This is a genomic window from Arthrobacter sp. PAMC25564 (genome assembly GCF_004798705.1).
Lineage (GTDB): Bacteria > Actinomycetota > Actinomycetes > Actinomycetales > Micrococcaceae > Arthrobacter.
This window is the reverse complement of sequence record NZ_CP039290.1, coordinates 25773-51302: the sequence shown is the minus strand read 5'-3', so window position 1 is coordinate 51302 and position 25530 is coordinate 25773. Positions and strand designations below refer to the sequence as shown.

General features: G+C 65.6%; 21 protein-coding genes and 1 tRNA gene. 8 read left to right on the top strand and 14 right to left on the bottom strand.

The genetic code is table 11. The features are described from left to right. Positions 1-52: 52 nt before the first annotated feature. The 7 genes from E5206_RS00235 to E5206_RS00205 form a co-directional block, all read right to left on the bottom strand. Positions 53-274: a hypothetical protein gene (locus E5206_RS00235; RefSeq protein WP_240689858.1), complete on the bottom strand. Its 222-nt coding sequence runs from the start codon at positions 272-274 to the stop codon at positions 53-55. Then, positions 271-1716, bottom strand: coding sequence for a glycosyltransferase family 2 protein (locus tag E5206_RS00230; RefSeq protein WP_136320726.1), 1446 nt, complete (start codon positions 1714-1716; stop codon positions 271-273). The genes E5206_RS00235 and E5206_RS00230 overlap by 4 nt, the downstream gene beginning before the upstream one ends. A 188-nt stretch (positions 1717-1904) precedes the next feature. Next, positions 1905-6446: an ExeM/NucH family extracellular endonuclease gene (locus E5206_RS00225; RefSeq protein ID WP_136320725.1), complete on the bottom strand. Its 4542-nt coding sequence runs from the start codon at positions 6444-6446 to the stop codon at positions 1905-1907. A 324-nt stretch (positions 6447-6770) separates the two neighbouring features. After that, entirely contained in the window at positions 6771-7568 is a 798-nt protein-coding gene (locus tag E5206_RS00220) for a VOC family protein (RefSeq protein ID WP_136320724.1), read from the bottom strand. A 256-nt stretch (positions 7569-7824) separates the two neighbouring features. After that, on the bottom strand, positions 7825-9111 hold the full coding sequence (locus E5206_RS00215; protein WP_136320723.1) for a hypothetical protein: 1287 nt from the start codon (positions 9109-9111) through the stop codon (positions 7825-7827). Positions 9112-9361: 250 nt separating this feature from the next. Next, positions 9362-10612: an acyltransferase gene (locus tag E5206_RS00210; RefSeq protein ID WP_136320722.1), complete on the bottom strand. Its 1251-nt coding sequence runs from the start codon at positions 10610-10612 to the stop codon at positions 9362-9364. 221 nt (positions 10613-10833) lie between these two features. Next, positions 10834-10921: transfer RNA gene (locus E5206_RS00205), tRNA-Ser, on the bottom strand. Between the two features lie 161 nt (positions 10922-11082). On the opposite strand from E5206_RS00205, the gene E5206_RS00200 reads away from it, so the two are divergent. The 7 genes from E5206_RS00200 to E5206_RS00170 all read left to right on the top strand — a co-directional run bounded on the left by E5206_RS00200 (position 11083) and on the right by E5206_RS00170 (position 17743). Further along, positions 11083-12066 (top strand): NAD(P)H-quinone oxidoreductase, encoded by a 984-nt coding sequence (locus E5206_RS00200; protein ID WP_136320721.1) that lies wholly within the window; start codon positions 11083-11085, stop codon positions 12064-12066. A gap of 139 nt (positions 12067-12205) precedes the next feature. Beyond that, complete coding sequence (locus tag E5206_RS00195) at positions 12206-12742, top strand: PadR family transcriptional regulator (protein ID WP_136320720.1); 537 nt, start codon at positions 12206-12208, stop codon at positions 12740-12742. A gap of 234 nt (positions 12743-12976) precedes the next feature. Then, on the top strand, positions 12977-15277 hold the full coding sequence (locus E5206_RS00190) for a carbon starvation CstA family protein (protein WP_136320719.1): 2301 nt from the start codon (positions 12977-12979) through the stop codon (positions 15275-15277). Positions 15278-15290: 13 nt separating this feature from the next. Then, positions 15291-15482 (top strand): YbdD/YjiX family protein, encoded by a 192-nt coding sequence (locus E5206_RS00185; protein WP_136320718.1) that lies wholly within the window; start codon positions 15291-15293, stop codon positions 15480-15482. A gap of 160 nt (positions 15483-15642) precedes the next feature. Next, positions 15643-16329: a bacterial proteasome activator family protein gene (locus tag E5206_RS00180; protein WP_136320717.1), complete on the top strand. Its 687-nt coding sequence runs from the start codon at positions 15643-15645 to the stop codon at positions 16327-16329. A 6-nt stretch (positions 16330-16335) separates the two neighbouring features. Next, positions 16336-16818, top strand: coding sequence for a hypothetical protein (locus E5206_RS00175; RefSeq protein WP_136320716.1), 483 nt, complete (start codon positions 16336-16338; stop codon positions 16816-16818). Between the two features lie 79 nt (positions 16819-16897). Next, positions 16898-17743 (top strand): aldo/keto reductase, encoded by an 846-nt coding sequence (locus E5206_RS00170; RefSeq protein WP_136320715.1) that lies wholly within the window; start codon positions 16898-16900, stop codon positions 17741-17743. Here E5206_RS00170 and E5206_RS00165 read toward each other — a convergent pair. Together E5206_RS00165 and E5206_RS00160 are read right to left on the bottom strand one after the other, a co-directional pair. Beyond that, positions 17740-17949: a hypothetical protein gene (locus tag E5206_RS00165; protein ID WP_136320714.1), complete on the bottom strand. Its 210-nt coding sequence runs from the start codon at positions 17947-17949 to the stop codon at positions 17740-17742. The genes E5206_RS00170 and E5206_RS00165 overlap by 4 nt on opposite strands. A 39-nt stretch (positions 17950-17988) precedes the next feature. Beyond that, positions 17989-18933 carry a hypothetical protein gene (locus tag E5206_RS00160; RefSeq protein ID WP_136320713.1) on the bottom strand — a complete coding sequence of 315 codons (945 nt, stop codon included), beginning with the start codon at positions 18931-18933 and terminating at the stop codon, positions 17989-17991. Between the two features lie 69 nt (positions 18934-19002). On the opposite strand from E5206_RS00160, the gene E5206_RS00155 reads away from it, so the two are divergent. After that, positions 19003-19479 carry a hypothetical protein gene (locus E5206_RS00155; RefSeq protein WP_136320712.1) on the top strand — a complete coding sequence of 159 codons (477 nt, stop codon included), beginning with the start codon at positions 19003-19005 and terminating at the stop codon, positions 19477-19479. 202 nt (positions 19480-19681) lie between these two features. Here the strand turns inward: E5206_RS00155 and E5206_RS00150 are convergent, their stop codons facing one another. From E5206_RS00150 to E5206_RS00130, 5 genes are all read right to left on the bottom strand, one after another. Then, positions 19682-20509 (bottom strand): IclR family transcriptional regulator, encoded by an 828-nt coding sequence (locus E5206_RS00150; protein WP_240689856.1) that lies wholly within the window; start codon positions 20507-20509, stop codon positions 19682-19684. Positions 20510-20603: 94 nt separating this feature from the next. Continuing rightward, positions 20604-21860, bottom strand: coding sequence for an aminopeptidase P family protein (locus E5206_RS00145; RefSeq protein WP_136320711.1), 1257 nt, complete (start codon positions 21858-21860; stop codon positions 20604-20606). 60 nt (positions 21861-21920) lie between these two features. Beyond that, positions 21921-23327: an MFS transporter gene (locus E5206_RS00140; protein WP_205759974.1), complete on the bottom strand. Its 1407-nt coding sequence runs from the start codon at positions 23325-23327 to the stop codon at positions 21921-21923. A gap of 207 nt (positions 23328-23534) precedes the next feature. After that, the gene (locus E5206_RS00135) at positions 23535-24767 is read right to left on the bottom strand and encodes an MFS transporter (protein ID WP_240689854.1); all 1233 of its coding nucleotides are present in this window, start codon (positions 24765-24767) and stop codon (positions 23535-23537) included. A 355-nt stretch (positions 24768-25122) separates the two neighbouring features. Then, positions 25123-25527 carry an SPW repeat protein gene (locus tag E5206_RS00130; protein WP_136320710.1) on the bottom strand — a complete coding sequence of 135 codons (405 nt, stop codon included), beginning with the start codon at positions 25525-25527 and terminating at the stop codon, positions 25123-25125. Positions 25528-25530: the final 3 nt, after the last annotated feature.

Here is a 25530-nt window from a genome sequence, read left to right as displayed (position 1 = left end):
CATATGTCCACTGCTGCGGACCAGGGGACAGCATGCCCCGCGCTGGAATCCGCTATCGGGGCCCATCGGGGTAGATGCTGCGGGTCTCGGCCCGTTCATGGCTGCGGCGGAGCCAGCTCGGGCGGTGCAGCTTGGGCAGGATCTTCGAGACTGCCAGGGCCGCATACATGACGGTGTTGATCGCCACAAAGGTCGCCAGGATGGCGAACCACTGAGTGTGCAGCATGGACTCCGGAAGCAGGATGCCGGCGGGACCAACGACGTTGGGGATCACGGTCCCACACCCACGGTGGTTCCGGTGCCGGAAGTCGTGTGGGTGAGGTGTTTCCACTTGGCGGTCCGGCCCAAGGAAATGTCGATGATCCCCTTGACGTAGACGATGTTCAGGAACATGTCGAAGAACAGTTCGGGAAACAGCGTCATGGCCAGGAGCCGTGCCCGCCAGCCGCCGTGCCAGACGGTGGCGGCGCGTTCGATGATGAAGACGATGCCGATGCCCACCCAGAACGGGAACCAGATCCAGTCGTCCAGGGAGAGCAACATGAGTAACAGGAGCAGCAGGTAGCACCCCAGGGCTATGACTCCGTAGCCGATCCCCAGCTGCTGCGCCCAATAGCGCATGGTCTGGGGCGTGATCCCGTACGCGCCGATGTTCTCCAGGGCGCCCCGCTGCCAGCGGAGCCGCTGGGCCCAGAGCGTCCGCCAGCTTGGCATCAGTTCGGTGACCACGGTGCATTCCGACGGCGAGATCATCAGCGCGCCGAGGGATTTCAGTGCGATCGTCAGCTCGTTGTCTTCGGTCAGCGCGGCGGTGTCGTAGACATCGCCGTGGGCTCCGGGAAGGGAATCGCCGCGTTCCCGGGCGATGGTGCGCAGCGCGCGTGGCCGGAACAGCGAGGCGGTGCCGGTGAGGACAAAGACCCGGCCCCGCCGCCGTCGGATCTGGCGGCCGTACCGGATGTATTCGTTGCGCTGGAACTGGCCGAGCACCCCGTGGCCTTCCTCGCCGTAGAAGAGCCCGCCCACGGCCATCAGCGCACGGTCTTCGGTGAAGCGGGCGACGGCGGCGGCGAGGAAGCCGTCGTCGAGCTGTGTATCGGCGTCCATGACCATGACGACGTCGTTGTCGCCCTGGCCGGGGAGTAACTGTTTGAGTGCCTGGTTGAGGGCGCCGGCCTTCTTCTGGGTGTTACCGACGGATTCGAGGACTTCGACACCGGCCCGGCGGGCGGCGTCGGCGGTCGAGTCGGTGCAGTTGTCTGCGACCACAATGATGCGGTCGGGCCGGTGCGACTGGGCCAGCAGGGACTCCAGCGTTGAGGGGAGGGACGCTTCCTCGTTGTGGGCAGGGATCAGTACGGTCACAGTCACGGGCCCGGCGAAGAGGCCGTGGGTTGCCGCCATCACCACCTTGGGCGCCAGGGGAGCGATTCGCGGATTTGAGGACCGGCGGCTCCTCGTGGTGATCCTGCGTTCAAGGAGCGCGACGCTGGCAGCCATCGTCAGGGCGAGGGCCATGGCGGCGAAAATCACGCGCGGAGCGGGACCTTCAGTGTTGTAGAGCAGGCTCCAGACGCCGACGATGATTTCGTGGGTCGGGGCGTCGGTCGTGTCCGGGCCGCCGGCGATGACAGCGAACCAGAGCAGCGTGGCTCCGGCGGATGCCATGAACGCAATGACGAGGCCGACCGCCCGGTGGAATTTTCCCCTGCCCATGGTCCAGACGCTACCAGCGGGTAGAGTCCATTCCGAGTCACATGACCAACACCCGTCACATTGGCATCACGGCCTGCGCCCGCAAAAATGAGCATGCCCTCCGCCCGGGCTGAGCATTGGACATATGGGGTACATGTCCGTTGCTGCAGCCCGGGGGAGGGCATGCTCACTGGGTCGGGGCCGGGAAACTAGCCCTTGAGGCAGTGGCGGTAGGCGGCCATGGCTGTGCCGTAGTTCGCCTGACCAACGATGTCCCCGGGCCGCTGCGGCTTGACCGGTGGGGTGCACTTCGGCGGGACCGGGGCGCTGGCCGCGACCAGCACGACCGCCTTCACCACGGTGCCGGATTCGACCGCGGTGAGTACCAGGGTGCCGGTCCCGGCAGCGGCGCCGCCGGGAACCAACAGGTTCACGGTGGCCGCGCCGGCGGACACCGGGACCGTGCCAAGGGATGTCACGGTACCTGCAGCATCGGTGAACTCGGCGCGCAGCGAGGCGTTGACCGGGCTGCCCAGCGAGGTGAGGTCCAGCTTGGAGACCGCCAGGGTGATGGTCTCCCCGCCCTTGACCTCGGACGCGGTGGTGTTCACCACGGCCACCGAGCGGCGGGCGAAGTCGGGCGAGACGGGATTGTGGGTCTGCAGGTACTTGATCCACGCGTCGCGGTCCACGAGCCCGGAGTCCTTGGTGCCGGCGCCGGAGGTGAAGATGCGGAAGTTGTCCCCGCCTGTGGCCAGGAAGCTGAACGTTCCGATCCGGTACGACTTCGCCGGGTCGATCAGCGCACCGCCGACCCGGATCGAGGTGATCCGGTCACCCGCGGGGCGGGCGGCGTCGTAGGTGTAGTTGACGTTCTTGGACAGGCCCAGCTGCAGGTAGGCGCGGCTCGGGACCGCGCCGTCCGGGTTGGTCTGCCACTGCTGTTCGAGCAGCGTCTTGAACTGCGCGCCCGTCAGCGAGGTGGTCCACAGGTTGTTCACGAACGGCAGGACCGCGTTGGCCCCGGCGTAGGTGATGGTGCCGTCCGGCGCGTAGTAGAGCTCGTTGCGCAGGCCGCCCGGGTTGACGACGCCGATTTCGGCGGCGCCGAGTTCCGGCGCCTTCAGCGCATCCACAAGGGAGTCCGCGACGAGGTTGCCGAGGGTGGACTCGCTCGCCCGGTCATCACGCACGGCCGGGGAACCGGCGAACGCGGTGGTGATGTCCGCTGTCACCTTGCCGACCGGCTGGTTGCCGATCACGGCCGCGTCGGCGGTGGCCTTGTCCACGATGGTCTTGACCGCGGCGACCCGCGGGTACGTGGCGACCAAGTCGGCCGCCGGCTCCGTGCTGCGCTTGACGTTGGCCGCCTTGTAGCCGGTGACGGACATGGTCTTGGTGTCGATGGTCAGCTGGATCTGGCCGATGAACTCGCCGTAGTTGCCGGTCTGCACGATCGGACGGGTCTTGCCCGTCGGCCGTCCGGCAGAATCCAGCACCGGTGCGTCCCAGGCGTACTGCTTGTGGGTATGGCCGTTGAAGATGGCGGCGACATCCGGGGTGACTTCCTTGACCATCTTGGCGAAGGGGCCGCCGGCGGCGACTTCCTGCGCCAGGGTGGCGCCTTCGGGGGCGCCGGACCCGGCGCCGTCGTGGTTTTCCACGATGATCACGTCGGCGAGCTTGTCTGCCTTGATCTTCGCGGCGACGCGGTTGATGGCGTCGACGGGATCGCCGAATTCGAGGTCGGCGATCCCGGCCGGGGTGACCAGCGACGGAACTTCCTCGGTCACGGTGCCGATCACGGCGACCTTGATCCCGTTCATGTCCAGCACGGTGTATTCCGGCAGGATCGGTTCGGTGGTGCCCTTCTTGTAGACGTTGGCGCCCAGGTACGGGAACTTCGCGTTGCTGCCGCCGGCGACGACCCGGTCACGCAGGTCGGCCCAGCCGCCGTCGAACTCGTGGTTGCCCACGGCGGAGGTGCGCAGCTCGAGGGTGTTCAGCACATCGATGGTCGGCTGGTCCTTGGCCACGGCCGAGGCGAACAGCGAGGCGCCGATGTTGTCTCCGGCGGAGAGGAACGCGGTGGCGCCGGGGGCCGCGGCCGACCGGAGCTTCTCGATGGTTCCGGCGAACTGCACCGTGTTCGAGTCGATGCGGCCGTGGAAGTCGTTGATGCCCAGGAAGTTCAGGTCAACGCTGGCCGGCGTGGTGGGCAGGTTCAGGCCCACGACCACCGGGTCGTGGTCGCTGGCGCGGAACTGGTTCGGCGCGTAGTAGTCGGTGACGTTGTTGTTGAAGCGGCTGTACTCCAGCGCCACGGATTCCACCGAGTTGATGTTCCAGATGTCCGCGCCGGTGACGACGGCGTTGGCCGACGGTGAGGCGAGGATGTGGTCCAGCGAGCCGACCAGGCCGCCGAAGAGGTAGGAGTGCTTGGCGGTGCCGTCGGCGTTCTTGGCCTTTTCCTCCTGGTTGACGTACCCGGCCGCCGTGAGGACGTTGATGGGGTCCTCCTTGGCGTAGGAGTTGAAGTCGCCGATCAGGAAGACCTTGTCGGTCCCCTTGGACTCCTGCAGTTCACCGGAGAACGCCAGCAGGGACTTGGCCTGGGCGGTGCGGGCGAGGTTCGAGGCACCCTGGCCCTTGTCCGTGTCGTCCGGCGTCACCGCCGAGCCCTTGGACTTGAAGTGGTTGGCGATTGCGATGAACTTCTTGTCGTCGGAGGCGCCGGCGGGCTTGAAGACCTGGGCCATGGGCTTGCGGGCGCTGGCGAAGGCAGTCGTGTCGTTGTGGATGATGGACTCGCCCACCGGCTCGGCCGTGGCCTTCTTGAAGATGAACGCGGTGCGGATCATATCCTCGTCAGCCAGCGGGGGAGCGTTCGCGGGTGTGCGGACGTAGTCCCAGATGCCGGGCGTGGCGATCTTCAGGGAGTCAACCAGCTTGGAAAGGGCGTCGTCCCGGTTCTTGCCGAACTGGGCCGAGTTTTCGACCTCCATCAGGGAGACGACGTCGGCGCCGGACTTGGAGATGGCGGCGACGATCTTGTCCTGCTGGCGCTTGAAATTCTCGGCGTTGGCGGCGCCGCGCACGTCGCAGCCGCCGCTGACGGTGATGGGGTTGCCCGCCCGGTCGGTGTAGAACTTGCAGCCGGCGATCGTGTCGCCGGTGGTCGGGAAGTAGTTCAGCACGTTGAACGAGGCAATCTTGAGGTTGCCGCCCACCGCGGTGGGGGTCTCCGTGCGGGTGGCGCCGAAGCCGGCCGGCTGGACCGTGTCCGCGTTGGCGGCGGTCAGCTGGGTCAGCGGCTGGAACTTCCAGGAGTTGTTGGCGTAGCTGAGTACCACGTTGGTCTTGAACGCGACCGGCGAGCCCACCCGGACGGGATCCTGGGTGGTCAGGTACGGCAGGGCCTGTGCCTTGGTGCCGGCGTCCTTGAGGAAGTTGGTGCTGGCGCCGTCGTCGAGCTTGATGCTGCGCGCGGCGTTGGCCTCGACGGTGGCGGTGTACTCAGCGGAGCCGTAGGCGCCGACAGCGGTGGGCTGTTCGAGCGGGGTGGTGCCGCCGGCCAGGCCGATCTCGCCGTACTGGTTGAGCGAGTAGTTGTCCGCAACCGTGACCGGGCCCTGCGGCGTCAGCAGCATGCCCTCGATGGATTCGCGGAAGGCCTCGTCGGCAGGGAGGGCGAAGCCGGTGGCCTTGACCTCCGGGGCGGCCTCGGTCAGCTTGGTGACGCCGGCGGCGCCGGCGACGTTGAGCTGGGTCATGCCGTAGTGCTCGGCGACGTCGCCGGTGACCTCGAGGTAGTCACCGATCTGGACCGAGCCGACGGCGGACGGTGCGTAGACGAAGATGGCGTCCGACGCCGTGTGGTTGGCCGGCGTCAGGTCGCCGCCGGTTCCGGGGGTCTGGAGGTAGAAGCCGGCGAAGCCGCCGGTCGGGAAGGCCGCGGTGACCTTGCCGCGGGTCGTGACGGTGGAGCCGGTGAGCGGGCTGGCCGGGCCGGTGCCCTGGATCTCGGCGATGGTCTTCAGCGCCGGCGGCGTGCCGGGGCCCGGATCAACCGGGCCGGGATCGGCGATACCGTTGGCGGCCTTGGGCGTGATAGCGGCGTTGAGGGCGAAGTCGGCGGCGTTGTTGTTGCTGTCTGCGCCGCCGGTGCGGTTCAGGCTCTTGACATCGGTGTTGCCCGACGGCGCGGTGGCGGCCTGTGCCTCGAAGGTGTTGGACGTGCCGTAGCCGAGCAGATCGGCGACGTTGGCGGGCTCGATGACCGAGCCGGTGGCGAGCGGGTTCAGGGTCGTGGACTGCTTCGCCAAGACGATCGTGCCGGCAGACCCGGACGGGTTGAACCCGGCGGCGGTCGCATCGGCGGCCGGCAGATCCAGTCCGGCGGCGCCGTTGCTGCCGCCTTGGAGCAGGTAGTAGCCCTTGGCCGCGATGGTGCCGGACAGGGCTGCGGTGCTGCTCGGGGTGCCGGTGCCCGTACCGGAACGGTACTGGAGGGACCAGCCGTCCAGCGAGACCGGGGCATCTGATGCGTTGAACAGCTCAACGAACTTGTTCTTGTAGGCCGCTCCGGCGCTGCCGCCGCTGAGGTAGGCCTCGTTGATGGTAACTGGCGAAGTTCCGGCGGCTGCCGGGGAGACCTCCAGTGCGGCGGCGGGCAACGCCGTCAGCGGGGCTGCGATGAGCCCCGCTGACAGTGCTGTGCCCAGCACTGTTTTCCAATATGTGATTTTCATCCGCTCTAACTCTCATTGGGGTGCCCGGGTAAGGGCTGGGTGCGATGTTACGGGTGGATGGCCCGCGGGCGGGCCGGTCTGCTCTTCGTGAAGCAGATTCCGGCACAGCCAAACAGACGTGAATGAACACAGCGTGTACTGAATGTGCAATCGGCGGGACGTCTGCGGGGAACGCGTCGAAGCCGGCCGGGAATCGAGCAGCGCGATCCCGGCATCGCTGCATCCCAAAAAAATACCGGCCAGCGTCCCTTGGGAAAGGGGCTGGCCGGTATTGCCCTACAGCAATTTTCCTATTTGGCTCCAGGCGGAGTTTAGGGGCTTCCGCTACTGGGTCTCTTCGCCGCCGCGGGGGAGTGCCTGGCTGATCATGAAGACCGCACCGGTCGAGTCGGTAAGGGTCGCATTCCGGCCGTAGGGGGTGTCTTCGGGGGGCCGGATCACCGTGCCGCCGAGTTCAACGGCCTTGGCGATGGCGGCGTCGGCGTCCTCGACGCCGAAGTAGACCTGCCAATTGGACGGCACCCCCTCCGGGAGGAAACCCGAAGCGTCCATGATGCCTGCCTTGGCTGCGTCCCCCGCGCCGAGCGTTGTGTACCGGAACTCCGGGGTGTCGCTGAGGACCTCGGTGTCCCAGCCGAAGACGTCCTGGTAGAACTTGACCGCCTTCTCGTAGTCCTTGGTGTGGAGTTCATGCCAGACCGGGGCTCCGGGCTCGGCGGCGAGCTCGTAGCCTTTCATTTCACGCGGTTGCCAGACGCCGACCGCGGCACCGGATGCGTCGCCGAAGATGGCCATGTGGCCCTGTTCGGGCACATCCATGGGTGCCATGTAGACCTGTCCGCCGTGTGCTGCCACGGCCGCGGCGGTGGCGGCGGCGTCGTCAGTACGCAGGTAGGTGGACCACATGTCGGGCATCGCGGCCTGGTCTTCCATCTTCTGCATGATCCCGGCGACGGCTTTTCCGTTCTTGGATGCGGTGATGTAGCCGCCGTATTTCTCCTGGTCGCCGGTCTGGAACGTCCAGCCAAAGATCCCGCCGTAGAACGACTTGGCCTTTTCAGGGTCCGATGACATCAGGTCGATCCAGCACGGCGCGCCGTTGGAGTGGTCGGGTGTAGGCATTAAGGGCTCCTGCTCTGTCCTGCGGCGCGCGACTTGTTGTGGGCGGCCGCCCGATTCGGGTGGTGGTGGAGACAACAGAGAGCCTATGCCGGGGCCCTGACCGTTTCAATGGTTCCGGACGATTCCATCGAGGAGCGCCCACCGGTCAGTAAGGATCAACAGCTTCATCAACTGCGCATGCCATCGTAAGGTAAACCCGAGGCGCAGGTCCTCGCTTCCTGCCACGGATGAACCGCGCAAGCGGGACCACCCGCTCCTAAGGTCTGAGCCGGGAGCAGGGCATCAGCACGCCTGACTTGGACCAGCCGATGGGTGCAACCTGTATTGGCCGGGTCTCATCATCACGCGCCCCGACGCAGGCTGCAACGGCAGTGCGCACCCCTGCGCTCCATGACGGTCCCTGCTCCCGGGCCACCTGGGTGGGAAAGTATGAGACGGCCAGGACAACGGCGAATGCCGCCAGGACTCCGGCCGATGCCCGAGCCTGCGTAATGCGAAGGGAATCTGCCAGCAACGGGAACAATGCCAGGATGAACATCGCCGGAATCGCCGAATACCTCGTCAGGATGGATTTGGCCCAGTCGCTTTCCGTGAAGTGGACATAGTCAAACTGCGCCCCCGGGTTTGCGACAAGGCAGGCCGCCCACACTCCGAAGGACGCAGCAACGAAGAGCAAAGCGAGAAGACGATGCTCCCGCTTGGATCGCAGCAGCAGAAAAGCCACGGCAGCGATGATCGGAATGAATGCGAGTATCACGGGGCCGGCCCCGAAATTCAAAATGTTGAGCCCCATGCTGCGTGACGATCCAAAGAAAACAACGCCGGCCACATTGACGAACCACCCCACCACCACCGACATGGGGTCCAATGGATGCCCGTTACTCGAGCTGCGCGGATACAGAAATGTTGTGTAGATCTGGACCCCGGCACCAACCATCAGACCAGCGCGTGCCGGCCAGAACTCTTTGCGCCGGATCCGCAGCAAGACCAAAGGAAGGAATACCACGGAAATCACTTCAGTGAGCGCCGACAACAGCGCCGCCAGGAACAGGAGGACAACTTCGGGTCGGCTTCTAGCGGGCTTCAGCAACAGCCAGGGCATGAGCCAGAGGAGATACCAATGGATATTGGCCGTGTTGCCCAGGATTTCATATGGCCCCACGCTGAGGAGGACAGGGATTGCCGCCCAGGCCAGCCGAACACCGACACTGCTGGTCAGCGCCGAGGCACAGTAAAACGTCAAGTACGCAACGACGGCAACAACGAGGCAGGAGGCGAATGCCAAGCCCACAGCGAAGTCCTCCACCGGAACAACGCGGACGATCACCGCTGCCAACAACCGTGGCACAACATGCAGGTAGCCCTCATAGGGGGTGAATATTGAGCCTGGTCCCCCTCCGGACATGGCTTGGCCAAGAAACACCGGCCCATCTTCCGCCCAAACGTTATCCCAGACCGTCTGCGGCAGCCTGAAGAGCGAAAGGAAGGAAGTGGCTGCAACAACAAGGATGGCGATGGCCGCACGAATGGCCGTGACTCTCAATCGAATGTCCCTCTGGTCATGCACACTTGGAACCGCTGGCCCGGTCGCAGGGCACGGAGTCACTGCAGGTATGCTCAGCCACCAAATATAGCCCACAACACCCGATCGCTCCGCCTATCGTTCCGGGCCCCGCGCAACGGCGCGGAGCGGAATCAATCATCTCGGACTGTCGTGCGCCCTCCAGCCCTCCGACTTTCGGAGACCCTCGGGCAGGTTGCCGGAGCCATGATCCCTACTTCGATGGATTCATTCACTTGGCGCTGCGCTCCAGCTCGGGTTCACGCTGTGGCGCCTTGCCTGTCGACTTCTTCAATTTCAATGCGGGGCGCTCCACGAAGTAGTACGTCAAGGTTGACAAAGGCAAAGTGATGGCAAGGACGAGCAGTCCATTCAGGGGCACGGAGAGAGTGTTCTGGCCAAACGTCTGACGGTGCGTTATGAGCCAAAAGATTATGGGCAGATGCCACAGATAGATGCCATAACTAATGACGCCCGGAAAACGGAAAGGAAACCATTCGAGAACACGGGCCGCTCTGTTGAGGTCGTCCCGTCGTGATGAGGGCAATACGACGGCGACCAACACCAACGCTGCGGCTACTCCTGAGATGCTGGACAGTATGGGCCGGGCAAATTCGATACCCAAGAGCACCATGAGTATCGCACCGATGACCAGCGTTGCCTTCACCCAGGTCTGCACACGCTCCAGGCCACGTTCGTGAAGCATGACCACCACAACAGCAGCGAGCATGCCGTAGGCAAAGAGATCCGCCTGGGCAAGGAAGCTCCGAAGCAAAACCGCGCTGCCGGACTGGCCGAAACCGAAGTTCGCAGACTCGACCGGGCTCATCCGGCTTGCCGCGTCATTGGCCCAAAGCGTAATTCCAAGGCCAGCGACGACCATGGCGATTGGGCCACAAACCATGGCGGACGTCTTTCCCGATCCTTTTCGAACAAGCCGCAGTGCAAGAAGCGCCACCCATGGCAGAACGAAATAAAACGTGAGTTCAGCAGTGAGTGACCATGAAACCGGAAGACCGCTCATGACGTACTGCGGCACAAACATTTGAACCAGAAGTACGTTGGCTGCGATCTGCAAAGGATCTGTGAGCCGGCCGATGTTGTCCGGTCCCAGCCCATGGGTGCTGCCTATAAGGTAAACGGAGCCGACGATAAGCCCGGTGATGATGAAAATCACGATGTACGCGGGGTATATCCGTAGAAGCCTGTTGTAGGCATAGCGGCGGATTGACGGCAGAGGTGCGCCCTGCACGATCGCAGCAACGAAGGGCCTATAAAGGAGGAAGCCCGAGAGAACAAAGAACAGGGTGAGGCCTTGATTGAAAAGCGTGAAGAAGATTTCCAGCGGTCCGGTCTGGACCTGGAATGACGCCGTCAGGCCCAGATGGTAAAAAACCACGGACAGGGCTGCAACTCCTCGAAGGCCTTCGATTCCGGCAAGGCGACGACCCCACGATGGACGGACGGTGATGGTGTCCCGCACGGGTGGTTCCCCCCAAGAATGGCTACATTATCCTGTGGGAGTTTACAGGATTCTCCCGGTGGACAAGCGGGCGGCCTGATCCCGCAACGGAAAACAGCCACACGCCAAATTGTCGGCACCGGTTGGCCACCGAGGGACTGCGCGGAAAGCCAGAGGCCGGCTACCGCTCACCTAAGTGACCGGCCAACCGGCCCCTGAACTGCGCAAACTCTGCACTCTCGCGGAAGGTAAGAGATTCGAACTCTTGGTACGGGGTTACCGCACACTGGTTTTCAAGACCAGCTCCATCGGCCGCTCGGACAACCTTCCCTAACGAGTAGTGTTTCATAGGCAGTCGGCTGCAACAAAAAATGCGGCCACGCTCGCAGGCGGGCGCGGCTCCGCCACATAGGCTGGAGGCACGTTGTTCCTGACGCGGTGTGCCGTAGGCGCCCCCTGCCAGGAAACCACTTAGAAATCGGGAGTTCTCCATGAAGGCTGTCTACATCTCAGAGCCAGGCGGACCCGAGGCCCTGGAAATCCGTGAGGTCCCGTCTCCGGTGCCGGGCCCCGGTGAGGTGCTGATCGACGTCGTAGCCGCGGGGCTGAACCGCGCCGACGTCCACCAGCGCCAGGGCCACTACCCGCCGCCCCCGGGAGCCTCGGAGATTCCCGGGCTGGAGGTTTCCGGCAGGATCGCCGGCTTCGGCCCGGGAGTGGCCAAACCGTTCTCGGTAGGGGACAAGGTCGTGGCGCTGCTCGCCGGCGGCGGCTATGCCGAGCAGGTCGCCGTTCCCGCCGGACAGGTCTTGAGGATTCCCGACGGCGTGGATCTGGTCACCGCGGCGTCGCTGCCGGAAATCGCTGCCACCGTCTATTCCAACCTGATCATGACGGCGCAGTTGCAGCCGGGGGAGACGGTGCTCATCCACGGTGCCACGGGCGGGATCGGCACCATGGCCATCCAGCTGGCTAAGGCCTTCGGCGCCCGCGTGGCCACCACCGCCGGCACCGCGGAAAAGGTCGGTACGGCGAAGGCGTTCCTCGGCGCGGACATCGCCATCAACTACGCCGAAGAGGACTTCCCGGAGAGCCTGCGCGCACAGAACGGCGGCAAGGGCGCGGACGTTATCCTCGACGTCGTGGGGGCCAAGTACCTCCAGCAGAACGTCGACGCCCTGGCCGATTACGGACGGCTCGTGGTGATCGGCTTGCAAGGAGGGGCCAAGGGGGAGCTGGATCTTGGGAAGCTCCTGAAGAAACGGGCGGCCATCATCGCCACGGCGCTGCGCCCGCGCCCGGTCGAGGAGAAGACCGTGATCATGAACGCCGTGCGCGACGCCGTCTGGCCGCTGCTCGCGGACGGGCGGATCAGGCCGCTGGTGGCCAGGACCTTCCCGCTGGACCAGGTCCGTGCCGCCCACGAATACTTCGACTCCGGCGACCACGTCGGCAAGGTCCTGCTGGTGATGTAGGCCAGGCCATGACATCTACGCGTTAGGCTGGACGCCGTTTTGCTTCGGAAACCTAAATGACGCTACTGTAATTCCATACGCGGTATACACGCGTCTTGGGGCGCGTGTATGCCGTCGTTCCGCTACCTCCGGGAGCACAATGTCTATCCGCCACAGCCTCCTTGCCCTGCTGCAGGACCGGCCGCGCTACGGCTACCAGCTCAGGACCGAGTTCGAGGACCGCACCGGTTCGTCCTGGCCGCTCAATATCGGTCAGGTGTACACCACGCTGGACCGCCTGGAGCGTGACGGCCTCGTCCGCAAAGAGGGCGGCGACGGCGGGGGCCACGTCATCTACAGCATCACCGAGTCCGGCCGCACCGAAGTCGGTGGCTGGTTCGCTTCACCCGTGGCCCGGACCAAGCCGGCGCGGAACGAGCTGGCCATCAAACTGGCTCTCGGCCTGACCCTTCCCGGAGTCGACGTCGGGGCCATCATCCAGGCCCAGCGCAGCGTCTCCATCAAGGCCCTGCAGGACCATACCAAGTCCCGGCGCGACATATCCGCACAGCAGCGGCCGGCAGATACCGCCCGGCTGCTGGTCCTGGACTCCCTCATCTTCCAGACCGAGGCAGAGGTCCGCTGGCTGGACCTCTGCGAAGCCCGGCTCATGCAGCTGGCCAACCCGCCGCGGTAAGCCGGCGCGGTAAGCCGGCAACGGCCGCCCTGCCAGCCCTGCCGAAAAGCGCAGCCCCGCAGCCCCAGCGATACCGGGCCGAAACAGCTACCGCTCAGCGCGCCCGTCCGACCGCTCGCCGCGCCGGCGCCCCCGCCGGGCGCAGGACTGTGTCCTTGGCCATACCGCGTTGGTAGGGTGCCATGGGCAGATCGGTGGGGCTGACCTTTTCAGCTGGGTTTATCAGGAAGAGACATGGGCACAATGCCAGATGGCACGCGAAGTACCGCAGCACTCGACGACGGACTTACCCCGGATCCGGCCCTTCCGGCCACGTCCGTGGACCAGGCCGTCCAGGCGGCCGAAGAGCGCAGATGGACTCCGGGCAAGATTGCGCTGTGGGCCGCCATCGCATTGCTGGGAGGCGTCGCCTGGTTCATGCTCGCGATCGTCCGCGGCGAAACCGTCAACGCGATCTGGTTTGTGTTCGCGTCGGTCTGTACCTACCTGATCGGTTACCGCTTCTACTCCAAGGTCATCGAGCGCTACCTGCTCAAGCCGAACGACCGCCGCGCCACCCCGGCCGAGTACAAGGCCGACGGCAAGGACTATGTCCGCACGGACCGCAACGTCCTGTTCGGCCACCACTTTGCCGCCATCGCCGGCGCGGGCCCGCTCGTGGGTCCCGTCATCGCGGCCCAGATGGGCTACCTGCCCGGCACCATCTGGATCATCATCGGCGTCGTCCTTGCCGGCGCCGTCCAGGATTACCTCGTCCTCTTCTTCTCCATGCGCCGCGGCGGCCGTTCGCTGGGGCAGATGGCCCGTGAGGAACTCGGGCTGGTTGGCGGCACCGCGGCCCTGATCGCCACGCTGCTCATCATGGTGATCATCGTCGCCATCCTCGCCCTCGTCGTCGTGAACGCTTTGGGTGAAAGCCCGTGGGGCGTCTTCTCCGTCGGCATGACCATCCCGATCGCGCTGTTCATGGGCGTATACCTGCGCTACCTCCGCCCGGGCAAGGTCATGGAAGTCTCGATCATCGGCTTTGTGCTGCTTATGGCCGCCATCATCGGCGGCGGCGCCGTTGCCGGCACCGAGTGGGGCGCCGCGTTCTTCCACCTGGACAAGGTCACGATCGCCTGGGGCCTCATCGTCTACGGTTTCATCGCCGCCATCCTTCCCGTCTGGCTCCTGCTGGCGCCGCGTGACTACCTCTCCACCTTCATGAAGATCGGCGTGATCGTGATGCTGGCCCTGGCCATCATCGTCGCCCGCCCGGAAATCACAGTTCCGGCCTTCAGCGAGTTCGCCGGCCGGGACGACGGACCGGTCTTCTCCGGCGCCGTGTTCCCGTTCCTCTTCGTCACCATTGCCTGCGGCGCGCTGTCCGGCTTCCATGCCCTGATCTCCTCCGGCACCACGCCGAAGCTGATCGAGAAGGAACGCCAGGCCCGCCTCATCGGCTACGGCGGCATGCTGATGGAATCCTTCGTGGCGATCATGGCGCTCGTGGCCGCGATCTCCATCGACCGTGGCATCTACTTCGCCATGAACGCACCCGTGGCACTCACCGGCGGCACCGTGGAATCAGCCGCGCAGTGGGTCAACAGCCTGGGCCTGGCCGGCGTCAACATCACCCCCGGCGAGCTCGCGCAGACGGCCAAGGACGTGGGGGAGCAGAGCATCATCTCCCGTTCCGGCGGTGCCCCCACGCTTGCGGTGGGCCTGGCCCACATCATGCAGCAGTTCATCGGCGGCACGGCCATGATGGCCTTCTGGTACCACTTCGCCATCATGTTCGAGGCCTTGTTCATCCTGACCGCCGTCGACGCCGGGACCCGGGTTGCGCGCTTCATGCTGCAGGACTCGATCGGCAACTTCATCCCCAAGTTCAAGGAGCACACCTGGCGCCCCGGTGCCTGGATCTGCACCGCCATCATGGTCGCCGCCTGGGGTGCCGTGCTGCTGATGGGCGTCACCGACCCGCTCGGCGGCATCAACACGCTGTTCCCGCTCTTCGGCATCGCCAACCAGCTGCTCGCGGCCATCGCCCTCTCGGTCTGCCTCGCCATCGTGGCCAAGCGCAGCGCCCTGAAGTACCTGTGGATCGTGGCGGTTCCGCTCGCGTTCGCCGCCGTCGTGACCATCACGGCCAGCTTCCAGAAGATCTTCTCGCCGGTTCCTGCCGTGGGTTACTTCGCCAACAATGCTGCCTTCGCCAAGGCCCTGGCAGACGGCAAGACCTCCTTCGGCACGGCCAAGACGCAGGCTGCCATGGAGGCCGTGGTGCGCAACACCATGATCCAGGGCTGGCTGTCGGTCATCTTCGTGGTGCTGAGCATCATCGTCATCATCACCGCCGTCGTGGCGACCATCAAGGCCTGCCGCAACACGGCAGCCGGGATCGCCAACGTGGAAAATGAAGACGCCGCGCAGCCGTCCCGGGTATATGCACCGGCAGGTTTCATCCCCACGGCCGCCGAGCGTGAGCTGATGGCGGAGTGGAACAAGCTCCCGGCCGGGCTGCGGCGCGAAAAGTCCGTGCGGCACTGATGCGGAGCCTGACATGAACGCGGTAGCAGCGGGGTTCCGGGGACTGGCCGAGTACCTTGGCGGTGTCCTGGGCGCGGACGCATACAAGAAGTACCTGGAGCACCATGCCGCCTCGGGACACACCGGCCCGCCGATGACCGAGCGCGAGTTCTGGCGCGACCGGAACGACCGCCAGGACAGCAACCCGCAGGGCCGGTGCTGCTGACCCGCTGAGGCAGCCAGCGGAGGGCGCTGCCGGGCACAACAGTGCCCGGCAGCGCCCTCCGCCGTTTCGTGACACCCGGCCGGGTCCCGGTTCGGCAACCGGTTCAGCAACCGGGGATCCGTGAGGTTCCGTGTGCAGCGCGCCGTGAGAGTATGAAGCCATGAGTGATCCAAAGCGTACTCAGCCAGATGCCGATGTGCCCGTTGAAGGCACCACCCTGGATCACGGCGATGCCTTGGGCAGCCATCCGTCCATGGGCGACGGTACACGCGCGGACCCGGCCGTAGAGTTCGCACCGTCGGTCGCCGGGCGGGCCTCCGCTTCGCGCCTGAAGGGCAGCGAGCTCCAGGACCTGGTGGACGAGCCGGCGAAGGTCATGCGGATCGGTACCATGATCAAGCAGTTGCTGGACGAGGTGAAGTCCGCGCCTCTGGATGATGCGGCTCGGGTCCGGCTGGCAGAAATCCATGAACGCTCCATCAAGGAGCTCGAGGACGGCCTCGCTCCGGAGCTCGTCGAGGAGCTCGAACGGATCAGCCTTCCGTTCCCCGAGAACGCCACCCCCTCGGACGCCGAGCTGAGGATCGCCCAGGCCCAGCTGGTGGGCTGGCTCGAAGGCCTCTTCCACGGCATCCAAACGGCGATCGCGGCACAGCACGCGGCACGGGAGCACGCCTACGCGCAGATGCAGCTGCGCCAGCTGCCGCCCGGGACGATGATCGCGCCCGGCGTGATCATCGGGGAGAACGGCGAACCGCAGCGGGCCGCCGCACCGAAACCAGGCACCGCCCCCTCGCAGCCTGCAGGGCCGGCCGATCCCGAGCACGGCCCCGGCCAGTACCTCTAGGGCGCCGTGGGATTCTTCGGTGCCGCCCGGCAGGTGCGGAAAGACGACGCCGAACTCGGCAAGGGCCTGTGGCGGCGGGCCCATGACCGCTTCAAGCGCGGGCTGGACCGGTACCACCAGATCCTCGAAGGAGTGGATGACGAGGACCTGTATGCCGAACTTCTGGAGATCGCCAACGAGCTGTCCGCCCTCGCCGTCACGGTCCGGCGGATCTGCGTCGAGGCCCAGCGGCGCTCGCCCAGCAACGGCCTGGACATTCCCGGCGCGCTGGCGGGCGTCCACCGCTCCTTATCCATGGCCGGAAACTCCCTGGCCACGACGGCGGAAGCGGCGGCGATGCTCCGGCTCGGCATCGCCCCGGCCTCCGCGGGTGCTGTCTCCGTGCGCCGTCGCGCCGAATCCGTAGTGGAGCAAGTCAACGACGCCGAGCGGCGGCTGGCCGAAGACGCGGCGGGGGAGCGGGACCCGGGGGAGCGGGACTCCGGCTGAAGGGTATTCCCGATTACGCGCCTGGCTTAGACCGGGCCCTGCGCTGGCCGGGCCGCGGTGATGTTGGCAGGATATCTGGATGACCATTTCACCTGTACTGACACTTAATGACGGAAACACCATCCCCCAGCTGGGCTACGGGGTATGGCAGGTTGAAGACGACGTGGCCGAGAAGGTCGTCGGCCAGGCGTTCGAGGCCGGCTTCCGCCATATCGACACCGCGAAGATCTATGGCAATGAAGCAGGCGTGGGACGGGCCATCAAACGCTCCGGGCTGAAGCCGGAGGAAATCTTCATCACCACCAAGTTGTGGAACGCGGACCAGGGTTACGAATCCACCCTGAAGGCGTTCGAAGGGTCCATGGAGCGGCTGGGCCTGGAAACGCTTGACCTGTACCTGATCCACTGGATGCAGCCCCGGCAGGATAAGTACGTGGACACCTGGAAGGCCCTCATCGAACTGCAGAAGCGGGGGCGTGTCAAGACGATTGGCGTCTCGAACTTCACCAGGGAGGGCCTGCAGCGGCTGATCGATGAAACCGGCGTCGCCCCGGCAGTCAACCAGATCGAACTGCACCCGTTCTTCAACCAGGCCGGGCTGCGCGAATTCAATGCTTCCAAGGGCATCCTGACCGAGGCATGGTCCCCGCTGGGCCAGGGCGGCGAGCTGCTGGAGAGCCCGGTCATCGCGGCCATCGCCGAAAAGCACACGGCCACACCCGCCCAAATCGTCATCGCCTGGCACCTGGCCATCGGCAATGTGGTTATCCCCAAGTCGGTGACCGAATCCCGGATCCGTGAGAACTACGCGGCCTTGGACGTCACCCTCGACCAGGCCGACGTCCAAGCCATCAACGGCCTGGACCGCTCCGCGGAAGGCGCCGGACGCATCGGCCCCGACCCTGCTGTCTCCGACTTCGCCTAGGCCGCTGCCCTGCCCCGGCGCAGCGGTACGGGGTCGATGATCGCCCAACCGTCCTCCTCCGTGAGGCGCCGGCTGGCGAAGCGTTCCGCCTGGGCGGCGTCGTCGAAGACTTCGGTCCGGACCCGGCCGCAGTCGGTGTCCAGATAGCTGACTTCAAAGTAGACGCCGCCTGCGTTTCCGGTCTCGGATTCCTGGTTGTTCTTCATGAATTAAGTCTGCAACCGGCCCCTGACACTAAGATGTCATCACTCCGGCGTGTTGCCGAGCCGCAGCACGCGCTCCCGGGCCAGCACCTCATTGCGTCGTTCCTTGGCTGCGGCACGGACGGACTGCTGCGCCCGGGCCGCGGCTGCTTCGCGCCGTTTTCGCGCCGCCTTGAGGTCCTCTTCGGTCCGCTCCAGTTGCTCCCGGAGCGTTTGCGCCTCCTCGGCCAGCCTGGCTTCCGCCGTGGTTGCTGCTGCCAGTTCCTCGCTGAATCGCAGGGCTTCCGCCGCGGCCGAGCGGGCCGCTTCTTCGGCCTCCCGCAGCAGGGCCCGGGCCCGTTCCCGCGCCGAGGGTGCGGGCCTTCGCGGCTCCTGCCGGACGGCACTCAGACGCGGCTGCCCGGCCGGCTGCTGGCTGGCGGCCGCCACTCGCGGACCTGCCGCTTCCGCACCGGCAACGGCAGGCACCGCGACGGCGCCCGCCAGATCGACGACGTCGACCCCGTCCGCGGACAGCGTCCGCAGCAGGCGTCCGCTCTGAACTGCGGCGGCGGCTCCCTCGTCGGCCGTGGCAGCCCGCAGGGTCTGTTCAACTTCCGTGGCGATTGCGGCGCTGATCTTCCGCCCCTGCTGCTCCGCCAATGCCCGTGCCGCCTTCACGGCAGCGGACAGGGATTGGCGCCGTTCCTGTCCCAGCCTGCGGAGTTCCGCGGCGTCCAGGGCGGACTGCGCGGCGCGCATGGACTGTCCCAGCCGCACCAGTTCGCGGAGTGTTTCGGGCTGGAGCGCGGCCACCAGATTCACCGTCCACGCCGCCACCGAAGGTTTCGGTAAGGACCGCACGTCAGCGGCGAGTGCCCGCTGTTCTGCGGTGCCGGGAACCTTGCCGGCTGCCTCCTTGGCTGCGGCCGCCCGGGCGGTTACAAAATCATCGAACGGCAGGGCATAAAGCCGTCCCGCAATGGCCGCCAGCTCCCGCTCTCCCATGCAAGAATCATAGGAGCCCTGACCCGCCTCCTGGCCTGGAGCGGGCATGTCCCCCTGAGGAGTCTTCACTTGCTGGAAATAGGCGGGCTTCCGGCCCACATCCTGCTCATCCACGCCGTGGTGGTGCTGGCCCCGATCGCCGGACTCGGCGCAATCGCCTACGCCGCGGCACCGCGCTGGCGGAGCTACGTGGCATGGCCGCTGGGCGTGTTATCACTTGTTCTCGTCCCGGTGTCACTGCTTACGGCCCAAGCGGGCGAGCAGCTGCAGAAGGCCCGTCCGGCGTCGGCGATGATCCTTGCGCACGCCCGGCAGGGAGACGTGCTGAAAGCGGTCTCCGTACTTTTCTTCGTCGTGGTCGCGGCGATGCTGGTTGTCAGCTTCGAGCCAGTCGGCCGGCGTTTTGCCTTTCTTGGGCAGCTGCGGGAAAACCGGGCCTTCCGTGTAGCGATCCTGGCCGCGGGTGCCGCTGCCGGAGCCTTCTTCATTTACCAGAGCATCATCACCGGCCACTCCGGAGCGGCCTCGGTCTGGTCCTCCCGCTAATCCACGATCCACGGATGAGTTTGGGATCGGGCCCGGCGTTTTCTGGCGGAAGCTGCGGCCTACCGCAGTCAAGACGTCAGCACCAGAAGTTGACCTCTCGTGGTTACAAGTCCCATAAGCCGACCGCGGTGTCAGTTCATTGACGAGCCGAACTTCCCCTGGCCGCGGCCGCAGACTAGCTGGCGTCCGGCGGCGCAGCAGGCTAGTTCTGGCGGCGGTTTGAGGTGCCCCCGGGGGCACGTCCGCCCAGGCGCGTGGTGACCCGGTGTGCTGCGGCTGCGCATGCTTCGCCCAGGTTCTGCAGTCTGTCCTGTGAGACGCGGAACCGGGGTGCCGGGATCAGGATGGCGGCCACGATGTCGCCGCGGTGGTCGTAGACGGGTGCTGCCACGCCTACCTCGTCGATGGAGGATTCGCCGTAGTTGATGGCCCAGCCACGACGGGTCACGTCCTTAAGTCTGATCTGGTAGGCCTCGAGGCTGGTGTCGTCGAGTCCCGGATAGGTGATGGCTCCGCTGCGGAGCAGGGTACGGACCCGTTCGGCGGGTTCGGCGGAGAGGAAGACCTGTATGGAGGAGCTCATGGCGTCCTTGTAGCTCGCGCCGAGCGGGGTGGTGTGTTTGATCTTGTGGTGGCTGGCGATCTGTTCCACGCATATCGATTCGGTGCCGTTCCATACCATGAGGGCGCTGGTTTCTCCGGTCTGTTCGGTGAGTTCACGCAGGACGGGGTAGGCTACGCGCCGTTCTTCCAGTTCGGCCAGCAGTGGTCCGGCGACGGCGATCAGCCCCAGGCCCAGGCGGAATCGGCGTGTTTCCGGGTCCCGTTCCACCAGGTGTTCCTGTTCGAAGGTGGCCAGGATCCGGGAAACGGTGCTTTTGTGCAGGCCGATCCGGTTGGCGATCTCGGTGACTCCGAGCAGCGGCTCGTCTGCGCTGAAGGTCCGCAGCACGGCGATGGCGTTGACGATGACGGAGGTGCCCTTGGTGTCGCCGTTTCCGTTGGTCTCGGGAGTTTCTGCTGGGGTCATAGTGTTTACCATCATTCCGTATGGGAGCCGAAAAGCGGCGCCACGGTGGACGTGGCGCCGCTTCCTTGCGGTTATGCTTCCGGGCCGCGGGGTGTCAGGCGCTGATGATGTTGTGTTCCGGGCCGAAGGGGAATTTGGTGATGTTTTCGGCGCCGTCGTCGCCGACCACGAGGATGTCGTGCTCGCGGTAGCCGCCGGCGCCGGGCGCACCGTCCAGGACGGTGATCATCGGTTCCATGGAGACGACCATGCCCGGTTCCAGCACGGTGTCGATGTCCTCGCGGAGCTCCAGGCCGGCTTCCCGGCCGTAGTAGTGGCTCAGGACGCCGAAGGAGCGCCCGTAGCCGAAGGTCCGGTTCGCCAGCAGCCCGTGGGAGACGTAGATCTCGTTGAGTTCGGCGGCGATGTCCTTGCAGACCGCGCCGGGTTTGATCAGTTCCAGGCCGCGCTTGTGGACCTCGACGTTGATGTTCCACAGTTCCAGGGAGCGGGCGTCGGGCTCGCCCAGGAACAGGGTCCGTTCCAGCGCGGTGTAGTAGCCGGAGGTCATCGGGAAGCAGTTCAGCGACAGGATGTCGTGTTCCTGGAGCTTGCGGGTGGTGGCCCAGTTGTGGGCGCCGTCGGTGTTGATGCCGGACTGGAACCAGACCCAGGTGTCGCGGATTTCGGAGTCCGGGAAGGTCCGGGCAATCTCGTGGACCATCGCTTCGGTGCCGATCAGGGCGACTTCGTATTCGGTGATGCCGGTGGTGATGGCGTTGCGGATGGCTTCCCCGCCCAGGTCGCCGATGCGTGCGCCGTGTTTGATGACGGCGATTTCTTCGGCGGACTTGATCATGCGCTGGCGCATGGCGGCCTGGGCGACGTCGACGAGGGTGGCGCCGTCGAACGCGGCCTGGATCTTGTTGCGGTTGTCCAGCGGGAGCGAATCGTCTTCGACGCCCAGGCGGCGGGGGTTGATGCCGCGGGTGCGCAGGGCTTCCTGGATGGCGAAGATGTAGTTGTCCCGGCGCCAGTCGGTGTAGACCACGTTGTCGCCGTAGCTGCGGCGCCACGGCATGCCGGCGTCGATGTTGGCGGTGACGGTCACGGTGTCGTCTTTGGTGACCACCATGGCGTAGGAACGGCCGAAGTATGTGAAGAGGAAATCGGAGTAGTACTTGATGGAGTGGTAGCTGGTCAGCACAACGGCGTCCAGGTCCTTCGCTGCCATGATCGACCGCAGTCCGCTGAGCCGGCGCTCAAATTCGGCGTTGGAGAAGGTCAGCTTTTCCTTCTGCCCGTTGTGCAGGACCTTCAGGCGCTCCAGTTCAGAGACGTTCGAGGCGTTCGTTGATGCTGTGGTGGTCATGATGGTGATGTCCTTCTTTGGTGCTGTTCTTATGGGTGGGGAAAGTTGGGGCGGGCCGGACTATTCGTGGCGCAGTGGTTCTTTGCTGGTTTCGCGGGAGAGTGCGACGGCGATCAGGGAGATGACTGCGGCTGCGGCCAGGTACCAGGCCGGGGCCAGATTGTTGTGCGTGGCGGCGATCAGGAGGGTGGCCACGAAGGGGGCTGTGCCGCCGAAGAGCGCGTTGGAGAGGTTGAAGCTGACGGCGAAGCCGCTGTAGCGGACGCGGGTCGGGAACATTTCGGCCAGGAAGCTGGGCAGCGTGCCGTCATTGAGGGTGAGCATTGCGCCGAGCAGGATCTGGACCAGGACGATGATCAGGAAGTTTCCGGTGCCCAGCAGGGCGAAGGCCGGCACGGTCAGCACGATGAAGGTGATGGATGCTGCGATGAGTACCTTCTTGCGGCCGAAGCGGTCCGAGAGCATTCCGGTCAGGAAGATGAACCCGATGTACGTCACCAGGGCGATCGTGGTGGCCAGGAAGGATTCGGCTTTTCCGAGACCCAGTTCCGAGGACAGGTACGTGGGCATGTAGCTGAGGATCACGTAGAAGCCGACGGCGTTGAGCAGCACTGCTCCGACCGCCTTCAGCAGCAGGCGCCAGTGGTTCCGGAACAGGCTGGATACCGGTGCCTTGATGGCATGGTCCTCGGCTGCCAGTTCGCGGAACACCGGGGTGTCTTCGAGCTTGGTGCGGATGTAACGTCCGATCAGGCCCATCGGGGCCGCCAGCAGGAACGGAAGACGCCACCCCCAGCTTTGCATTGCATCGGAGCTGAGCAGGACTGTCAGCAGGCCCGCGAGCAGGGAGCCGAGGAGCAGGCCGGCGGCCGTGCTGGCGGGGACGACCGCGGCGTACAGGCCGCGCTTGTTGGCCGGGGCGTACTCCACCAGGAACGCGGACGCTCCGGCGTATTCACCGGAAGCGGAGAAGCCCTGGGCGACCCGGACGACCAGGAGCAGGATGGGGGCCCAGATGCCGATCGAGTTGAACCCCGGTATCAGGGCGATGCAGAACGTCGCTCCGGACATGATCAGGATTGACAGGGAAAGTGCGGTCCGGCGCCCGACCTTGTCGCCGATGTGGCCCCAGACGAAACCGCCGAGCGGCCGCACCAGGAAAGATATGGCAAACAGCGCGAACGTCAGCAGAAGCCCGGTCTGGGGATTGGATTCGGGGAAGAAGACCGTGGCGATTGTTGCGGCCAGGTAGCCGTACACCGCGTAGTCAAACCATTCAACGAAGTTACCGATGAAGCTGGCAGCAATCACCCGCCGGCGGGTTTCCCTGCTGATGCCGTCTCCGTGGCCGGGCGTGGTCTGGAGAAGGGGGTAACTGTCAGGTGTCGACTGGTGTTCGGCGCCGGGTTCGGTGCGCGACTTCTGTGTCGCGACGGCGGCGGAGAATGAGGGTGATTCGTTTTTCATGGGATCCACCAAGAGGAGTTGGGGTTGCATAAATTGCAACAGCGTTGCATCAGTTTAGAATGTGTCGCCGGTCACGGTCAATGGTTTTTCTGGACAAGCGCGCAAGTTTGATCCAATGAACGGGGAATCTGCCCCATCAATTTCCTACACTGGAATCTTTGTTGCTTTAGATGCAACGGAGTTGCATTCAAAAGTGCGTTCGCTGCCTCAAGCCTTGGCGTCGCGCGCAGCGAGGCTCACGAGGAGCAGGATGAGGGCAACGGCCTGCAGTCCGGCCACCGCCGCGATGAGCAACGGCCGTGCGTCGTAGAGCGCACCGTAAAGCGCCCCGCCGGCCAGCGCGCCGCCCCCCTCGAAGGCCGCGAAGACGCCGTACGCCGTCCCCTGCCGGTGTTCCGGCACCAGGTCCGCGACGAGGGCCTTGACCGTGGAGTCCTGGATGCCGGTGGCGACGCCCCAGATCAGCACGCCGGCCAGGACCAATGCGGCGCCCGGTGCCAGGGCGAGCACCGGGACGGCGGCTATCAGCAAGGGCATCACCAGCAGGACGGCGCCGCCGGCACGGTCATACAGGACACCGCTGGCGAGCGCGCCAAGGGCGGCCGCGCCCATGGCGCCGGCATACAGCAGCGGAACCACGGACACGGGCACGGCCACGGCGGTGGTGAGGTGGAACGAGATGACGCCGAAAGCGACCAGTCCGGCACTCCAGAAGAACGCGGCGAGGGCGAACCTGATGAAGACTCCGGAGAACAACGACGCCGTCTTGGCCGCGGGGCCGTTACCGGCATCGCCCAGGGGCCCGACGCCGGTGCCCGCCGTTGCTGGCAGGCCACCGCCCGGACCCTGGACCCGGCGTCGCAGCCATCCCAGCAGCACGAGTGCCAGCGCCGCCGGAATGGCCAGCACCGCGAAGGCCACCGACACCACTCCGGTGGCGGCCAGCACCGCCGCGACGATCAGCGGCCCGAGCAGGGCTCCGGCCAGGTCCAGGGACTTGTGGACCGCGAAGCCGCGGCCCCGGCCAACGGGCTTGGCGACGGCAGCCAGCAGGACGGTCTTCGCCGGGCTGCGGACGGCCTTGCCCACCCGGTCGCCGATGATGAGCACACTGGCCAGAACCAAGCCGGCAGCGCCTATCCCGGGCGTGAACGCGAGCAAGGGGACACAGACCGCGGTCAGCGCGTACCCCGCCATCGTGAAGGTCCAGTACTGGCGGGTGCGGTCCGCCCATGGCCCGAACACGAGCCGGAGTCCTTGCGCGGCGGCCTCCGCGCCTCCCGTGACGAGGCCGACGAGCAGAGCGGAGGCCCCCAACTGGGCGAGCAGGGGGCCCGCCAGCGGACGGGCGCCGTCGGAGACAAGGTCGGTGGCCAGGCTGACGAGGCCGAACCCGAGCACCGGACCCCAGTTGAGGCGCCTCTTCGTGCCGGGCGCCACGGGAGAAGGGTCGTCCTGTGATGTCTCTGGCGACTTCCGGCCGGGCCGTTCCATTCCCTAAGGCTTATGGACGGCTCCGCAAAAGACAATGGCCGGGCCTGCCTCGGGTTTCCCAGGACACGGGAGGAGGCAAAGCATTCGGTGCTGCCTACTGCTACAGTCGCGCTCATTTTCAGTTATGTCGGCGTTTTAAGAGGGCTTCCGGCTCCTGTCGTGTTCCTCAGGAATGCGTTGAGATACTCAGGCCGATCGCCTCGCTTCATAACAGGGGGGGCTGAATTCTTCGGCAGGTCTGAAGGGGGAAGTAATCGTTTCCTTCCCCCTGGCCGGGCGGTCGAGGAGTCGGCGGGTGCACTCAGGGCCCCCGCCGGTCGATGTGGTTCAGTGTTTCCGCAGCTTCGTGCGACGGGCTGAGCGAATGATGCCGATGTTCCTCGGTGCTGGGCTTGATCGCCATCGCGGTGACGACAAGCGCCACCAGGCCGGTGATCCAGGAGGTCCGGGCGACGCCGGTTTGCATGGCATAGGAACCGAACCAGGGAGAAAGGAACAACAGGGCGCCAAAGGCCGCCTGGATCCACTCCATGGCCGGCGTTCCGAGCATGGCCAGATTGATGACGCCGCTGATGATCAGCAAAGCGCCGAACACGAGCATCAAGGAAGTCGAGGAACCGGCTGCCTTGGTCCAGATGACCGACAGGGCAGCGAAGAGCCCGGCAACAACCGTGACCCAGTCCTGCCAGCGCGTCCATTTCTTCATCGA

Coding starts and splice junctions, on each gene's coding strand:
- E5206_RS00230 (WP_136320726.1), bottom strand. CDS start 1,716: ATGGGCAGGGGAAAATTCCACCGGGCGGTCGGCCTCGTCATTGCGTTC.
- E5206_RS00225 (WP_136320725.1), bottom strand. CDS start 6,446: ATGAAAATCACATATTGGAAAACAGTGCTGGGCACAGCACTGTCAGCG.
- E5206_RS00220 (WP_136320724.1), bottom strand. CDS start 7,568: ATGCCTACACCCGACCACTCCAACGGCGCGCCGTGCTGGATCGACCTG.
- E5206_RS00200 (WP_136320721.1), top strand. CDS start 11,083: ATGAAGGCTGTCTACATCTCAGAGCCAGGCGGACCCGAGGCCCTGGAA.
- E5206_RS00195 (WP_136320720.1), top strand. CDS start 12,206: ATGTCTATCCGCCACAGCCTCCTTGCCCTGCTGCAGGACCGGCCGCGC.
- E5206_RS00190 (WP_136320719.1), top strand. CDS start 12,977: ATGGGCACAATGCCAGATGGCACGCGAAGTACCGCAGCACTCGACGAC.
- E5206_RS00185 (WP_136320718.1), top strand. CDS start 15,291: ATGAACGCGGTAGCAGCGGGGTTCCGGGGACTGGCCGAGTACCTTGGC.
- E5206_RS00180 (WP_136320717.1), top strand. CDS start 15,643: ATGAGTGATCCAAAGCGTACTCAGCCAGATGCCGATGTGCCCGTTGAA.
- E5206_RS00170 (WP_136320715.1), top strand. CDS start 16,898: ATGACCATTTCACCTGTACTGACACTTAATGACGGAAACACCATCCCC.
- E5206_RS00165 (WP_136320714.1), bottom strand. CDS start 17,949: ATGAAGAACAACCAGGAATCCGAGACCGGAAACGCAGGCGGCGTCTAC.
- E5206_RS00160 (WP_136320713.1), bottom strand. CDS start 18,933: ATGGGAGAGCGGGAGCTGGCGGCCATTGCGGGACGGCTTTATGCCCTG.
- E5206_RS00150 (WP_240689856.1), bottom strand. CDS start 20,509: ATGACCCCAGCAGAAACTCCCGAGACCAACGGAAACGGCGACACCAAG.
- E5206_RS00145 (WP_136320711.1), bottom strand. CDS start 21,860: ATGACCACCACAGCATCAACGAACGCCTCGAACGTCTCTGAACTGGAG.
- E5206_RS00140 (WP_205759974.1), bottom strand. CDS start 23,327: ATGAAAAACGAATCACCCTCATTCTCCGCCGCCGTCGCGACACAGAAG.
- E5206_RS00130 (WP_136320710.1), bottom strand. CDS start 25,527: ATGAAGAAATGGACGCGCTGGCAGGACTGGGTCACGGTTGTTGCCGGG.